Origin of the sequence: Paenibacillus aestuarii (genome assembly GCF_027789125.1) — a bacterium.
Classification (GTDB): domain Bacteria; phylum Bacillota; class Bacilli; order Paenibacillales; family NBRC-103111; genus Paenibacillus_E; species Paenibacillus_E aestuarii.
In genome coordinates this window covers 17,672-31,694 of the sequence record NZ_JAQFVF010000014.1, presented here as the reverse complement: position 1 = coordinate 31,694, position 14,023 = coordinate 17,672, and the positions used below count along the sequence as shown (strand labels likewise).

The window sequence follows — 14,023 nt, the reverse complement described above, 5'->3', positions numbered from 1 at the left end:
TTTTTTTTTATACATAGTTTTGACACATTTAAATGGTAGGTTATAAGCACTGAGTTGGGGGTGAAAGCGTGGTTGGTGTATGGACGGAAAAGGAAGTTATTCATTTATTAAATCGCGCCGCTTTTGGAGCGAGCAGCAAAGAAATAGCGGCATGTCTGAACTTAGGCCGAGAAGAAACTGTGAGGCGGCTTGTAGCGGGGGAGGCGCTGATCGAGGGGATTCCGGCGCTAACGCCGCTTGAAGAACTGAAAACGGAAGGCAACAAGGCGCTCGACCCCGCACAGCTCGCTGACCAGCAGCTGTATTGGGTCTACCGGATGGCTTCATCCAAGGCACCATTAGTTGAGAAAATGACGCTGTTTTGGCACGGGCATTTTGCGACAGCCTATTACAAGGTCAAAGATGTGGCCTTGATGGTGGAGCAAAACGAGCTGTTTCGCAAACATGCGCTAGGCAGCTTTAAAGAGCTGGTTGTCGCTGTCGGGCAGGATCCGGCGATGATGATTTGGCTGGACGTCAACAAGAACAAAAAAGGGAAGCCGAACGAAAATTACGCGCGCGAGGTGATGGAGCTTTTTACACTGGGGATCGGGCAATATACCGAACAGGATGTGAAGGAAGCGGCCCGCGCTTTTACGGGCTGGACGTATAACAAAGCCGAAGGCAAAGTGAGCTTTGCCCCGAAACAGCACGATGATGAGAGGAAAACGCTGCTGGGCGAGAGCGGAAAGCTGGATGCAGCCGGGGCCGTCGATATCATCTTCCATCAAAAGGCGCTGCCGCAATTTTTGGCGGCTAAGCTGCTCGCTTTTTTTGCCGTTGATCCACCTCCGCAGGCGTGGATCCGCAAGGTGGCGGACGATATCGCCACTAAGGCAACGATAGGCGAGGTTCTGTACGCCTTGATGGTGTCCGATGATTTCTACGACCCGGCCCTGCAGATGGCGCTCATCAAAACGCCGGCTGAATATACGGCAGGCATCGTGAAACAATGTCAGCTCCCGCTGGCCAAGGGATATGTGCAAGCGATGAGAAAAATGGGCCAGGAGCTATACATGCCCCCTGATGTGGCGGGCTGGAGAGGCGGCTTAACCTGGCTCGGCACCAGCTCGCTGCTGGCCAGATATCAGTACGCGGAAACTGTTGCGAAGCAAATGAAGGCGGCCTTGTTGACCTCGGATACCTTCCAGCCACAGAACAAGGAGCAAGCGGAGCAGTGGGCAGCGCTATGGAGCCGTAACCTGGGAATTGCCAAGCTGTCGGCGCCGACGTTGAAAAGCTTGAGCGCTTATGCGAACGATACCATTATACATGCAACAAATAAGAACTCAGGCTTGCGCGGTTTGATGCACCTGCTGCTGATCAGTCCGGAAGCGCAGATGAAATAACATGGGGAAGGAGGAAATAATGGATGAAATTAACGAGAAGAGATTTTCTGCTTAAAGGATCAGCCTTGATTGCGACGTTAGGGCTTGGCGGCGGCTTGATTTACAATCATTTCGGCAAATCTGTATTCACTCCTGAGGCGGAGTCTTCCGCCGATGATCCCATTCTCGTGGTTGTGCAATTAAACGGCGGGAATGACGGTATCAACACGTTGATTCCTTATGGGCAAGGCGTCTATTACGATGAACGTCCGACACTCGCTTACAAGCAAAATGAAGTGCTGGCGCTGGATAATCAGGTGGGCTTGCACCCAAGCTTGGCGGGTATGGCTGCGCTTTACAAACTCGGGAAGCTTGCTATTATTCAAGGCGTCGGTTATCCGAAGCCTGATCATTCGCATTTTCGTTCGATGGAAATATGGCAGACGGCGGAGCCGGACACCATCAGCCATAGCGGCTGGCTGGCACGGTACGTGGAGTCTTCGCTTATGCGCAGCGATAATCCGCTTAAAGCGATTCAGATCGGCAATGCGGCCAGCAAAGCGTTTAGTTCAGATAAGCTGAATTTTCCGGTCATTCAGTCTTTGGAGTCGTACCAGCTGATCGACCCGAAAACCGCGATGATGGAGAAAAACCGTATCCTCAAGGCATTTCAGGATATGTATAATCCTGATGGGCAGCTGGATCAGCTTCGAGTCGCTAGTCAGCGGGGGCGGGATGCATATCAAAGCGTAGAGGCGATTCACGCGCTATCGGCTAATTATGTCAACAAAATTACATATCCGAATTCGGGTTTTGCGCGGGATCTTCAGCTCGTTTCCAAGCTGCTGGCAGGCGGGGCGGGGACGCGCGTCTTTCAGGTGCAGCTCGGCGGATTTGACGATCATGCCGATGAGAAGGAGCAGCATGCCCGGGTGCTGCAGCAACTGGATGAAGGGCTTACTGCATTTTATAAGGATATGGAAACACAAGGGCTTCAGGATCGCGTAGCGGTCATGATATTTTCTGAATTTGGCCGCAGGGTTCGGGAGAATGGCAGCGGAGGCACCGATCACGGGACGGCAGCTCCGATGTTTGTGCTCGGGGGCCGCGTGAAGGGCGGACTGTATGGAGACTACCCTAGCCTGACACAGCTGGACAATGGGGACTTAAAATACGAAGTCGATTTCAGAGCGGTGTACGGTACGCTGATCGACAAATGGCTGCAAGGCGATGCCGCGGGCGTGCTTGGCAAGTCTTATGAGAAGCTGACGTTTATCTGAAAAAAAGCTGATCCACAGTCAAACATGGCTGGTAGGATTGCAGCAGATGCAGACGTTAAACAAGCCGCACATGCTCAGTCCGATTTTGCCGACTTATTGCCGTAGGCTATAGAATTTTCAACTCAACCCGTGACCCGCTGGAGGGAAAGTTTTTGATGCTTAGATACGCTTGTTTCGACCTCGCCGGGAATAAATGGTAAACTAACAGGTGAGTGCATGAACGCTGCGGTGAATGAAGGAAAGGGGATATCTAACATGTCCGTTCACCCGATTTCCGATCATATTCAGGCGGATTTGCGTATTTTGTTCGTTGGGTATAATCCGAGCATCCGTTCTGGCGAAACCGGTCATCATTATGCCAATCCTAGCAATAGGTTTTATCGGATTTTGCACCAGGCAGGGCTGACTCCACGGCAATACTTGCCGCAGGAGGACGGGGATTTGCTGCAGCTGGGCTACGGATTTACGAATATCGTCGCCCGCCCGACGCTGACGGCTGCAGAAATTACCCCTGAAGAGTATCGGGAAGGCAGAATTTTGCTTAGAGAAAAAATTCAGACTTTTCATCCAAGAGTCGTATGCTTCGTTGGAAAAGGGGTTTACGAGCAGTACAGCGGAAAACGCGGCATGGGCTGGGGAATGCAGCAGGAACCGGTCGTGCCCGGTGTGATCGAATATGTATGCCCGTCTTCAAGCGGGCTCGTACGGATGAAGCTGGATGAGATGGTGGCCATCTTCAGAGGCATATTGCCGTACAGTCATCCCGAAAGGAGCGCAAAATGAACATTCCATGGTTAGATTGGGCTAAGCAAATTCAAGCGATCAGTCAGGCGGGGCTAACCTACGCCAAGGATGGCTACGATTTGGAGCGGTATGAGGCGCTGCGGAGCATCAGCGTAGAGATGATGAGTCATTTTACGGATACGCCGGTGGATAAGGTAGCTGAGCTGTTTGCAGGCGAGACCGGCTACGCGACGCCAAAGGTAGATATTCGTGCCGTCGTGCTGCACGAAGACAAGCTGCTGCTGGTGCGTGAGCGCGCCGACGGCGCCTGGTCATTGCCCGGCGGCTGGGCGGATATCGGCTTAACGCCTTCCGAGATCGCCGTGAAGGAGACGAAGGAGGAGGCCGGATACGATGTCCGGCCAGTGCGCTTGCTGGCGGTGCTCGACAAGAGCCGCCATGCGCATCCACCCTCGCCCTATCACGTGTACAAGATATTCATCTTGTGCGAGCTCGTGGGCGGGGAAGCGTTGGAAGCCGGTCTGGAGACGACCGGAGTCGGTTTCTTTGCCGAGAGCGCGCTGCCGCCGCTCTCGGTTGAGCGCAACACCGCCGAGCAGTTGGGGCGGATGTTCACGCTAGCACGCAGTTCAACGCCAGACGTGCTGCTGGACTAGAAGATGGGGGACGAACTACAAGCCTATTCTACTGCTAATATATGATGAAATAACTAAAAATTGTAATTCAATGATAGGGAAAAACGCCAGCCGGCCAGTGCAGAACAAGCGACTGGCTTTTTTGGCTAGCCGCTCCCCAGCGGGAAAGCGGCTATCGGCTCATAGGCAGGCTGCCGGCCCATGTGGCTGCGGTAGAGGACGATGTCCTCTACCCGCCACGCGGGCCCGCTGCCTGCCGGCGCACCGGCCGCGAGCGCGGCGCGGTCGAACGGGCCCGCCGCCGCGCGGTAGCGGCGGGCCAGCGTGATATGCGGCCGGTAGGCACGGTCCTCGGCCGCGAAGCCATGGCGGGCGCAGGCCCGGACCGTATCGCGCTGCAGCGCAGCCAGCGCGGGGAGGTCGCCGGCGACGCCCGCCCACAGGATCGACGGCGCCGCCGGCGGCCCGAACACGCCAAGGCCCTCGGCGTGCAGGGTGAGCGGCGCCGCAGCCGCCGCGAGCTGGCGCAATGCAGGCGCCAGCTGGTCCGCCATCTCGGCCTCCGTGTTGCCGAGAAACTGCAGCGTGACGTGGAAGTCCTGCGGATGCGTCCACTTGCTGAAGGGCAGCTGCTCCTGGATGCTGCCCTGCCACAAGCTCAGCTCCCGCATCGCCTCCGGCGGGAGCCGCAAGCCCACGAACAGCCGAAAATCGACAGCGTTTGAGGCGTTTTTTGGTGGCGCTGCATGTTTATCGGTAAAGCTCGTATTTTTCAAAATGAGTGGGCTCCTTTTTTGATTTTTTTTATCCACTGGTTAATTCTTCTCCTAGTATTTCCAAGTCAGGTTTTACTTGATGCACACCTAGAATCTTGCTATCATAGCCATAATACAAAAGGACTTATAAACACAATGAAATGGATGAGGTGTGGATGGATGGGAAACCGGGCTTACAATTTTAATGCAGGGCCAGCGGCGCTTCCGCTAGCCGTGTTGCAAAAAGCGCAGGAAGAGATTGTCGAATTTAAAGGTATTGGCATGTCGATTATGGAAATTTCGCACCGCAGCAGCGAATATGAACAAGTACATAATGAAACGCAGCAATTATTGAAACAAATCTTCGGCATCCCGGACGGTTACCAAGTCCTGTTCCTGCAAGGCGGCGCCAGCACGCAATTTGCAATGATTCCGATGAACTTTTTGAAGCCGGGGAAAGTTGGCAGCTATGTGTTGACAGGCGCATGGGCGGAGAAAGCGGTGCAAGAAGCCGGATTATTCGGTGAAGTGTCCATCGCGGCTAGCTCCAAAGAGCAAAAATTCATGAAAATACCGGATCTGAGCGAGATCAATCTGCATCCAGATTCCGCTTACTTGCATGTGACTTCCAACGAGACCATTGAAGGCGCGCAATTCCAAGCTTATCCGGACACGGGCAATGTGCCTTTGATTGCGGACATGTCCAGTGACATTTTGAGCCGACCGGTCGATGTTTCCAAGTTCGGCATGATCTATGCCGGCGCGCAAAAGAACCTGGGACCATCAGGCGTAACCGTCGTGATCGTCAAAGACGACATGCTGCAGGACTTGCCGAAGTCCATTCCAACCATGCTTCGCTACGATATTCAGAGTAAAAACAATTCCCTGTACAATACGCCGCCGGTTTATTCGATCTATATGGTGAACCTGGTGCTCAAATGGATTCAAGAGCAAGGCGGCCTCGCTGTCATTGAAAAAAATAACCTGGAGAAAACAGGTCTGATTTATAGCGCTATCGACCAAAGCGGCGGCTTCTATCGCGGTCCGGTTGACAAAGGCAGCCGTTCCACGATGAATATCACATTCCGCTTACAGGACGAAGAGCTGGAGAAGAAGTTCATTAAGGAGAGCGAGCAACACGGCTTTGTCGGCCTGAAAGGCCATCGCAGTGTTGGCGGGCTTCGCGCGTCGACATACAATGCTGTGCCATATGAGTCTTGCAAAGCTCTGGCTGATTTCATGACGGATTTCCAACAACGAAACGGCTAAAACGATAGTTTGAGGCTATTCATGACGCCTGCTGGCGCTTGTGAATAGCTTTTTTTGTTTGTGCTCGGCATTTGTGCATTTGTGCCCGGCAGTTAACCTGACATCTATCTGAATCATCTGACAAATTGCAGTATGAGTCGCTTCCGTCAGACCGGGAGTCATTGAACTTGTCGGCTCGTCGCAAATGGTGTCATTTTTCACACATTTTCGACACGTTTGATACATTTGATTTGAACATAATTTAATTTAAAAAAAATAAATTTTTTTCACACCCCGAGATACCGCATGGCTACTGGATTTTGCTATTTTCACAACATTCAATAGACCATTTTCACCATTGACAAACACTATATCTTGAGATAAATTTGAATCTATCATCAACATATCGGTTTTGAGAAGGTGCGAGCACGAATCTAGCAAGTGCCCGATAATAGGGGAAGTCCGGTGGGAAACCGGCGCGGTCCCGCCACTGTAAGGGAGCATTCCTTGGATCATCGGCGACGTAATTTGTCGAGTCGAGTTGACGCAGATCGGTCAGATCCAACGCTGCCAAGCCAGGAGACCTGCCTTCTCGTATGACACACCCCTACGGCTGATAGGAAGTTGTCTGATTCCCACGTACACGATGTGCGCTTGTTTCGCATGTCCTTGTGTGGCGTATTCGGATCCCTCAGCGTTCCGAGTGCGTCATTTTTATTTGTAGATGTCAGAGTATCTTACATAATGGCGTTGACACATAGATCTAGTTTGGAATTTTGCTGTAGATGTATTTGCAGATGTTGGAGAAGGAGACGATCCCTATGCTGATTGCTTACGATTCAAAGACGGGTAATGTTCGCCGATTTATCGCCAAGCTGAAAATGCCTGCGATTCAAATTGAGGAAGCCATGAAGATGGACGAGCCTTTTGTACTTGTGACTTATACAACTGGTTTTGGTCAAATTCCGCCGAAGGTGGCGGAGTTCCTGGAATCGAACCATCCGCAGATGGTTGGCGTAGCAGCCAGCGGCAATCGCAATTGGGGAGACGGCTTCGCCAAAAGCGCAGACCGCATCTCGGAGTTGTATGACGTTCCGGTATTATCGAAATTCGAATTGTCCGGAACGAAGAGTGATGTAGAACGATTTGTACAGGGGGTACAGGCAATTGCGGCACATTGAGCTTAATAATGAATTAATGCAGCGCGGAGCTGATGGTTTTTTCCAATTAGAGAAGGATAAGGAAGCCGTAGAAGTATTCATGGAGGAAGTTCATCGCAATAGCCTTTCGTTCCCTGACACTTCCGCGAAAGTCCGTTACATGATTGACAACAACTACTACGAAGATGTCTATCAAACATACAGCGAAGCGGAAGTTGAAGAAATATATCAAGTTACACATGCAGCCCCATTCGAGTTTGCTTCTTATATGGCAGCATCGAAATTTTACACGGATTACGCGCTCCGCAGCGACGATAAGTCGCTTTATATGGAACACTTTCCGGACCGCGTGGCGATCGTTGCTTTGCACTTGGGACGCGGGAATGTAGAGACGGCGCGTGCGCTTGCGGTCTCGATGATGGAACAACGGCTGCAGCCGGCGACGCCGACGTTCTTGAACGCAGGCAAAAGCCGTCGCGGCGAGCTGGTGTCCTGCTTCTTGCTGGAGATGGACGACTCGCTGAACTCGATTAACTATGTGCTAGCCACTTGCATGCAGCTGTCCAAAATTGGCGGCGGCGTGGCAGTAAATCTATCCAAGCTGCGCGGACGCGGCGAATCGATCAAAGGCGTTGAGCATGCCGCAAAAGGGATTATGCCCGTGTTGAAGCTGATGGAGGATGCCTTCTCCTACGCCGATCAGATGGGCCAGCGCAAAGGATCTGGCGCTGCTTATTACAACATTTTCGGCTGGGACGTTATGGAGTTCCTGGACAGCAAGAAGATCAACGCGGACGAGAAGTCCCGCTTGAAAACGTTGTCCATCGGCTTAATTGTGCCGAACAAATTTTATAAATTAGCGGAAGAGAACAAGCCGCTTCACGTATTTGCCCCTTACACGGTATACCAGAACTATGGCAAGCATATGGACGATATGGATCTCGATGAGATGTACGACGAGCTGCTGGCGAATCCGAGCGTGAAAAAGAAAGTCGTGATGAGCGCACGCGATATGCTGGTCAAAATTGCGACAACCCAGCTGGAATCCGGCTATCCATATATCATGAACCGTTCCAATGCGAATAAGGACCATGCGCTGAAGGCGATCGGAACGATCAAAATGTCCAACTTGTGCACGGAGATTTTCCAGCTGCAAGAGACATCGGTCATTAACGATTACGGTCAAGACGATCTTATCTTGAGAGACATCAGCTGCAACCTGGCTTCGATGAATATTGCTAATGTCATGGATCGCAAGAAGCTGCGTGAAACGGTCTATGAAGGCATGACAGCTTTGACTGCGGTCAGCGATATGGCTTTGGTTGCGAATGCGCCAGGCGTCGCTAAGGCGAACCGTGAGCTGCATTCCGTCGGCCTCGGTGTCATGAACCTGCACGGCTACCTGTCCAAGTGCAAGATTGCTTATGAGAGTGAAGAGGCGAAAGATTTTGCCCGTACGTTCTTCATGGCGATGAATTATTATTCCATTGAGCAAAGCAAGGAAATTGCTAAAGCGAAAGGCCAAACGTTCGAAGGCTTCGAGCAGTCTTCGTACGCGGATGGCACTTATTTCGATAAATATTTGACTACGAATTACGAACCTGTGACGGATAAAGTGAAGACTTTGTTCGAGGGTATGCATATTCCTTCGCCGAGCGATTGGGCGGCCTTGAAAGAAGAAGTGCGTGTACACGGTCTATACCATGCCTATCGCATGGCGATTGCGCCGACGCAAAGCATTTCTTACATCCAGAACTCGACGTCCAGCGTGATGCCGATCGTTGAGCCGATTGAGACGCGCACGTACGCGAATTCAACGACGTACTATCCGATGCCTTTTATGCAACGAGACAATTTCTTCTATTATAAATCTGCTTATCAAATGGATCAGTTCAAAATTCTGGACTTGATCGCTGAGATTCAAGCGCATGTGGATCAAGGGATTTCCACGATTCTGCATGTGAATAGTGATGTCACGACCAGACAACTTGCCAGATATTACCTGTATGCGGCGCATAAGGGACTTAAATCGCTCTATTACACGCGAACCAATCAACTCTCCGTTGAGGAATGCGTCAGCTGCGCGGTGTAAATCGGAAGGGGATTGAACGAGAAGATGAGCACGAGCACGATTGAGAGTCAGGCGACCAAAAGAGCCGTTAACTGGAACCGGCCTGACGATGATTTTACGATTACGTTCTGGAATCAGAACATTATGCAGTTCTGGACGGACGAAGAAATTCCGCTTTCTGACGATAAAATGTCTTGGATGACACTGAACAGCGCGGAGCGCGAGCTGTATATGAAGGTGCTCGGCGGACTGACGCTCTTGGATACGATGCAAGGCGGCGTCGGCATGCCGAAGATTTTGGAGCACGTCGAAGGGCTTCAGCGCAAAGCGGTGCTGAGCTTCATGGGGATGATGGAGCAGATTCACGCGAAGTCGTACAGCAGTATTTTTACGACCTTGTCGACGACGGAGGAGATCAATGAGATCTTCCTGTGGGTGGAACGTAACCCGTATTTACAGTTCAAAGCGAACACGATTTCTCGCTATTACGAGAACATCGGCACGCGTAAGGAGCTGTACATGGCGATGGCGGCTTCTGTCCTGCTGGAAAGCTATTTGTTCTACAGCGGCTTTTACTACCCGCTATATTTGGCTGGGCAAGGTAAAATGACGAGCAGCGGCGAGATCATTGATTTGATTTTGCGGGATGAAAGCATCCATGGCTTGTATGTGGGGGTTCTGGCTCAGGAAGTGTACGGAGAGCTTAGCCCTGCGGAGCAGGATGAGGCCTACGAGACGCTGTGCGAGCTGTTGAAGGAGCTGCATGCGAACGAAGAGAAGTATACGGAGAGCTTGTACGATTCCATCGGCTTGACTGAAGATGTGAAAGCTTTCCTGCGGTATAATGCGAATAAAGCGTTCATGAACTTGGGGCTGGAGCCGATGTTCCCGGAAGAGGACATTAACCCGATCGTTTTGAACGGTTTAAGTACGAAGACCAAGCAGCATGACTTTTTCTCGAAAAAGGGTAACGGCTATGTGCGCACGATTCACGTTGAACCTTTGAACGATGACGATTTCAAATTTTAGGCTTTGACCAGGGCGTCCCGCGGGGCTCTCTGGTTTGTTTATTTTCGTGCAGTCGGTGCCGGGGTAAACAATGCTGCGTCCCAGCCCATCCAAGCATGCAAAAATGGGTGCCTAGCGGCACCCATTTTTATCGAAATCGGAGGAATGAACAAAGGTTTAATACAATTAAGCGAGTGATTCTTTGACAGCAGGTTCAGTCAGCTTGTAGCCGACGTTCCTGATGGTCATAATATATTCCGGATTACGCGCGTTGTTCTCGATTTTGTCGCGCAGGTGGGAAATGTGCACATCGACAATCCGTGTATCGCCCAGGAAGTGGTAATCCCATACGCCGTGCAGCAGTTGTTGGCGACTCAACACTTTTCCGCGGTGCTTGCAGAGGAAGAGCAGCAGCTCGAACTCTTTTGGCGTCAATTCAATCGGTGATCCGCCTACTTTCACTTCCCGTTGATCGGCGTTAATGGAGATTTGACCGATCTGAATAGGAGCATTCTCCACAGTGGAAGGGAGCGTCTGAATGCGGCGCAAAATCGCTTGAATGCGGGAAATAAGCTCCTGCGGGCTAAAAGGCTTCGTCATATAATCGTCGGCTCCGTTATCGAGTCCGGCAATTTTATCAGTAAGGTCCTGCATGGCCGTCAACATAATGATCGGTACGAGATTGTTCTGGTTACGTAGTTTGCGGCAAACTTGAAAGCCGTCCATTTTCGGAAGCATCAAATCGAGAACGATTAAGTCAGGTCGAAACGTTTGAATAGCATCGAATACGGCTTCTCCATCAAATACGCACTGTACCTCGAAGCCAACGAGCTTCAGGTTAAATTCGATTAGCATGGAGATTGAAGGTTCGTCATCCACGACTAAAATTTTCTTTTTCATCGGCTGGTGGGCTCCTTTAATCGCTTTGATAAGTCTATTATGTCAAGACTCTATCAAGGTCGTATTAAGATAAAGTTAACGCTATGTAAAATTGCATTCCGGCTTGTCTTATAATAGGATATAAAATGAGGTGAATGACAGACCATGGCTTTTCATATTGTACTAGTAGAACCTGAGATACCAGCCAATACAGGCAACATTTCGCGCACATGCGCAGCGACAGGGACGTATTTGCATCTCGTCCGACCTCTTGGCTTTGATACCGATGATAAGACGCTTAAACGGGCAGGTCTGGATTACTGGCATTCCGTGAAACTGGAGTACCACGACTCTTTCGACGAAGTGCTGGAGAAATACGCCGGTTCCCGTTTCTTCTTTGCAACGACGAAGGCGAAGAAGCGGTATAGTGATTTTACTTTCCAGGATGGGGACTTCTTCGTATTCGGCAAGGAAACTAAAGGCTTGCCTGAGGACCTGCTGGCCAAGCATCCGGAGACCCTCCTGCGTATGCCGATGTCCGATGCGGTTAGATCGTTGAATCTGTCTAATTCAGCGGCAATTATGTTATATGAAGGCTTGCGCCAGACCGGCTTTCCGGGATTAACCTAACCCCTATCGCTCATAGCTCCTCCTGTTCGACATGAATTGCTAAGATGAGAAAGTTTTCATGGAAGTCATAGAAGGATTTCTCCTTAAAATGGCGAATAGGTACGTATCAATGCGTTTAGACAAGCTAGACTCGTTGCAAGGGGCATAAAACGGGAGTGGAAGTGAGGTGAAGTCCTATGATGAAGCCAGCAGGCGTAGTTCGTAAAGTTGATCAATTAGGACGAATTGTATTACCTAAATCACTGAGGAAGCGTTATCAGATGAACGAAGGTGATCCTGTTGAAATTCTAGTTCAAGGGGATCATATTATTCTCGAAAGATACCGTCCGAAATGCGTATTTTGCGGCAACATGGAAGGTGTCAGCGAGTTTAAAGAGCGTCACATCTGCAGCATTTGCTTAGGCGAAATGAATATGTTGAAATCCAGAGCATAGGATTTCGGCTGTACAACGAAAAAGCATCGCATCTCCTTAGGAGAATAGCGATGCTTTTTTTGTTTTGCAGCTGAGAAAGCTGAAGCTTACAGGCCTCTAGTTTTGTCTTCGTTATAGGCAGCTGTCAACATGGCGACGATAAATAAAGCAAAAGTCGTGATTACGAGCCAAAAAGTAGATGACAATCCGAACATATGCTGCACCTCCTGTAGGGTTAAAGAACGAATGGACATAGTTAAAATTTATTATAACCAACGTTCCAAAAAAAAGAAACGAATAAAATGTGAATTTTCACCTGTACTCATCATTTGAAGAAGAGAAAGTGTGTCGCCAACGGTCGAAGTTTGCCGTCGGAAGGGCGATTGATGACACTTCCGTTCATGATTAACGTAGAGGAGCCACCACCGTCGAGATTGTAGGCGTCGACGATACCGAGCTGCTGCAGCTTATCTTGCAGCTCAGCCAGCGTGGCGCCGGAATTGCCGCTCTCATCATAGCCATCGGTGACGATGAACAGCAGCTGGTCGTTCTTGTAATTGGCCATGACCGTTCGCGCTGCGCGGGCCGGCGAGCTCTGCCATTGATACGGGATGGCGGTCTTGCTGCCGTTCTTGAGCAAGGTCGGCACGAAGGTTGAACCCATCCACGGATTCAGCTTATCCAGCTCAGCCTGGGAGTTGAATTTGCCGCCAATGAGCTTGCGGTCCTTGTTCAGCCCGATGAAGATCGTATCGTTGCGGCTGGGGAAGAAGCCGTTTAAGTATTTCCCGTTCATGACCGTCGTATCCAGCGGATACCGCTTGCCCTTGCTGTCGTCGGCGAAGCCGCCTGCATTCACGCCGGCAACGGCGCCATAGCGCTGGACTGCGCTCAGCGTCGTCTCGCTGGAGCCCATCTTGTCATTGCCGAGGACAAGCTTGATTGCCTTATCGCTTTTGAGATTGACCTTCAGCGCGTAGCCCTTATAGTTGCTTTCACTCAGCGTGAACAACTTTAGATCAATATTACCGGACGATGCTTGCTGGACAGGGCTGCCCAGCTTGGCGGTGATTCGGGCATCATAGATCAATCCCGGCTTCGCGGCCTGCGCGACAGCGTTCTGCAGCATGCCATTAACTTCCGCAGTGCTTTTCTCATACAGTTCAAAATATTTCTCAATGATGGACTTCGTCTGCCCGGCATCCATATTCGCTTTGATCAGCTTACTGTCCAAGACGATCGCTTCCTGGTGGAAAGAAAATGGCACTCCTATGCTTGGCAGTGACAGACTGGGAAGTGTGATGCTTGTATTCACAAACAGCAGCCAGATGAGCACGCCCAAGAATGGGGCGCAGGCGAGCAGAAACACACGGTTAATTTGTTGAATCGGATTCATTACTTCAACACATCCAGATTTTTTTGCAATTCTTCCAATTTCGCCTTCACGTCGGCAAGCTGCGTGTACAATTGATTGCTGTTATCGGTCTTGCTGTTCGCGCTATCTTTCGTAAATGCCAGCAGCTCGTTCAGCGAGTCGACTTTCTTCTGCATGTCGCTGATATCGGCGTTGACACTGTCTTTTAATTGGCCAACTTGCTTCTGGTAATCGTCCTGCACAGCTTTAAGCTGCTGCTGGGTCTGCTGCGCGATATCGTTAGCAATGGCAGCTCGCAGATGATCTGTATAAAGCTTAGCGGCAGTGACGCCAATGGCGATCAGAAACAGCCAACTAAGAAATAGATAGACATAAGTTTTTCTTTTAACTTTGGTCGACTTGGCGGCGCGCGGAAAAGGATTTACTGCCGATGTTTCGATGGGCATATTCATGAACTT

General features: G+C 50.6%; 14 protein-coding genes and 1 riboswitch. Of the genes, 10 read left to right on the top strand and 4 right to left on the bottom strand.

Translation table 11 applies throughout. The features are described from left to right. Positions 1 to 68 precede the first annotated feature (68 nt). The 4 genes from O9139_RS02935 to O9139_RS02920 all read left to right on the top strand — a co-directional run bounded on the left by O9139_RS02935 (position 69) and on the right by O9139_RS02920 (position 4,047). Entirely contained in the window at positions 69 to 1,388 is a 1,320-nt protein-coding gene (locus tag O9139_RS02935) for a DUF1800 domain-containing protein (protein ID WP_270877957.1), read from the top strand. Between the two features lie 23 nt (positions 1,389 to 1,411). Further along, positions 1,412 to 2,647 carry a DUF1501 domain-containing protein gene (locus O9139_RS02930; RefSeq protein WP_270877956.1) on the top strand — a complete coding sequence of 412 codons (1,236 nt, stop codon included), beginning with the start codon at positions 1,412 to 1,414 and terminating at the stop codon, positions 2,645 to 2,647. A gap of 255 nt (positions 2,648 to 2,902) precedes the next feature. Next, positions 2,903 to 3,430 (top strand): mismatch-specific DNA-glycosylase, encoded by a 528-nt coding sequence (locus O9139_RS02925; RefSeq protein ID WP_270877955.1) that lies wholly within the window; start codon positions 2,903 to 2,905, stop codon positions 3,428 to 3,430. Beyond that, positions 3,427 to 4,047: an NUDIX hydrolase gene (locus tag O9139_RS02920; protein ID WP_270877954.1), complete on the top strand. Its 621-nt coding sequence runs from the start codon at positions 3,427 to 3,429 to the stop codon at positions 4,045 to 4,047. Before O9139_RS02925 ends, O9139_RS02920 begins: the two co-directional genes overlap by 4 nt. A 125-nt stretch (positions 4,048 to 4,172) precedes the next feature. Here the strand turns inward: O9139_RS02920 and thpR are convergent, their stop codons facing one another. Continuing rightward, complete coding sequence (thpR, locus tag O9139_RS02915) at positions 4,173 to 4,838, bottom strand: RNA 2',3'-cyclic phosphodiesterase (protein ID WP_270877953.1); 666 nt, start codon at positions 4,836 to 4,838, stop codon at positions 4,173 to 4,175. Positions 4,839 to 4,961: 123 nt separating this feature from the next. On the opposite strand from thpR, the gene serC reads away from it, so the two are divergent. The 4 genes from serC to nrdF all read left to right on the top strand — a co-directional run bounded on the left by serC (position 4,962) and on the right by nrdF (position 10,289). Next, positions 4,962 to 6,050, top strand: coding sequence for a 3-phosphoserine/phosphohydroxythreonine transaminase (gene serC / locus O9139_RS02910; protein WP_270877952.1), 1,089 nt, complete (start codon positions 4,962 to 4,964; stop codon positions 6,048 to 6,050). A gap of 380 nt (positions 6,051 to 6,430) precedes the next feature. Next, positions 6,431 to 6,635, top strand: a riboswitch (cobalamin riboswitch). A 215-nt stretch (positions 6,636 to 6,850) separates the two neighbouring features. Beyond that, the gene (gene nrdI / locus O9139_RS02905) at positions 6,851 to 7,210 is read left to right on the top strand and encodes a class Ib ribonucleoside-diphosphate reductase assembly flavoprotein NrdI (RefSeq protein WP_270877951.1); all 360 of its coding nucleotides are present in this window, start codon (positions 6,851 to 6,853) and stop codon (positions 7,208 to 7,210) included. Beyond that, a complete protein-coding gene (nrdE, locus tag O9139_RS02900) occupies positions 7,197 to 9,281 on the top strand; it encodes a class 1b ribonucleoside-diphosphate reductase subunit alpha (protein WP_270877950.1) in 2,085 nt (694 codons plus the stop codon). Before nrdI ends, nrdE begins: the two co-directional genes overlap by 14 nt. Before the next feature lie 24 nt (positions 9,282 to 9,305). Beyond that, on the top strand, positions 9,306 to 10,289 hold the full coding sequence (gene nrdF, locus O9139_RS02895; protein ID WP_270877949.1) for a class 1b ribonucleoside-diphosphate reductase subunit beta: 984 nt from the start codon (positions 9,306 to 9,308) through the stop codon (positions 10,287 to 10,289). Between the two features lie 165 nt (positions 10,290 to 10,454). Here the strand turns inward: nrdF and O9139_RS02890 are convergent, their stop codons facing one another. Next, complete coding sequence (locus tag O9139_RS02890; RefSeq protein WP_270877948.1) at positions 10,455 to 11,168, bottom strand: response regulator transcription factor; 714 nt, start codon at positions 11,166 to 11,168, stop codon at positions 10,455 to 10,457. Positions 11,169 to 11,312: 144 nt separating this feature from the next. Here O9139_RS02890 and trmL point away from each other — a divergent pair, with 144 nt between their 5' ends. Together trmL and O9139_RS02880 are read left to right on the top strand one after the other, a co-directional pair. Then, positions 11,313 to 11,777, top strand: a complete 465-nt coding sequence (trmL, locus tag O9139_RS02885) for a tRNA (uridine(34)/cytosine(34)/5-carboxymethylaminomethyluridine(34)-2'-O)-methyltransferase TrmL (protein WP_270877947.1) — start codon at positions 11,313 to 11,315, stop codon at positions 11,775 to 11,777. A gap of 179 nt (positions 11,778 to 11,956) precedes the next feature. Continuing rightward, positions 11,957 to 12,211, top strand: a complete 255-nt coding sequence (locus O9139_RS02880; protein ID WP_270877990.1) for an AbrB/MazE/SpoVT family DNA-binding domain-containing protein — start codon at positions 11,957 to 11,959, stop codon at positions 12,209 to 12,211. A 304-nt stretch (positions 12,212 to 12,515) separates the two neighbouring features. On the opposite strand, the gene O9139_RS02875 is transcribed toward O9139_RS02880, so the two are convergent. Both O9139_RS02875 and O9139_RS02870 read right to left on the bottom strand, forming a co-directional pair. Continuing rightward, entirely contained in the window at positions 12,516 to 13,586 is a 1,071-nt protein-coding gene (locus O9139_RS02875; protein ID WP_270877946.1) for a phosphodiester glycosidase family protein, read from the bottom strand. Beyond that, positions 13,586 to 14,017: a hypothetical protein gene (locus tag O9139_RS02870; RefSeq protein ID WP_270877945.1), complete on the bottom strand. Its 432-nt coding sequence runs from the start codon at positions 14,015 to 14,017 to the stop codon at positions 13,586 to 13,588. The genes O9139_RS02875 and O9139_RS02870 overlap by 1 nt, the downstream gene beginning before the upstream one ends. Positions 14,018 to 14,023: the final 6 nt, after the last annotated feature.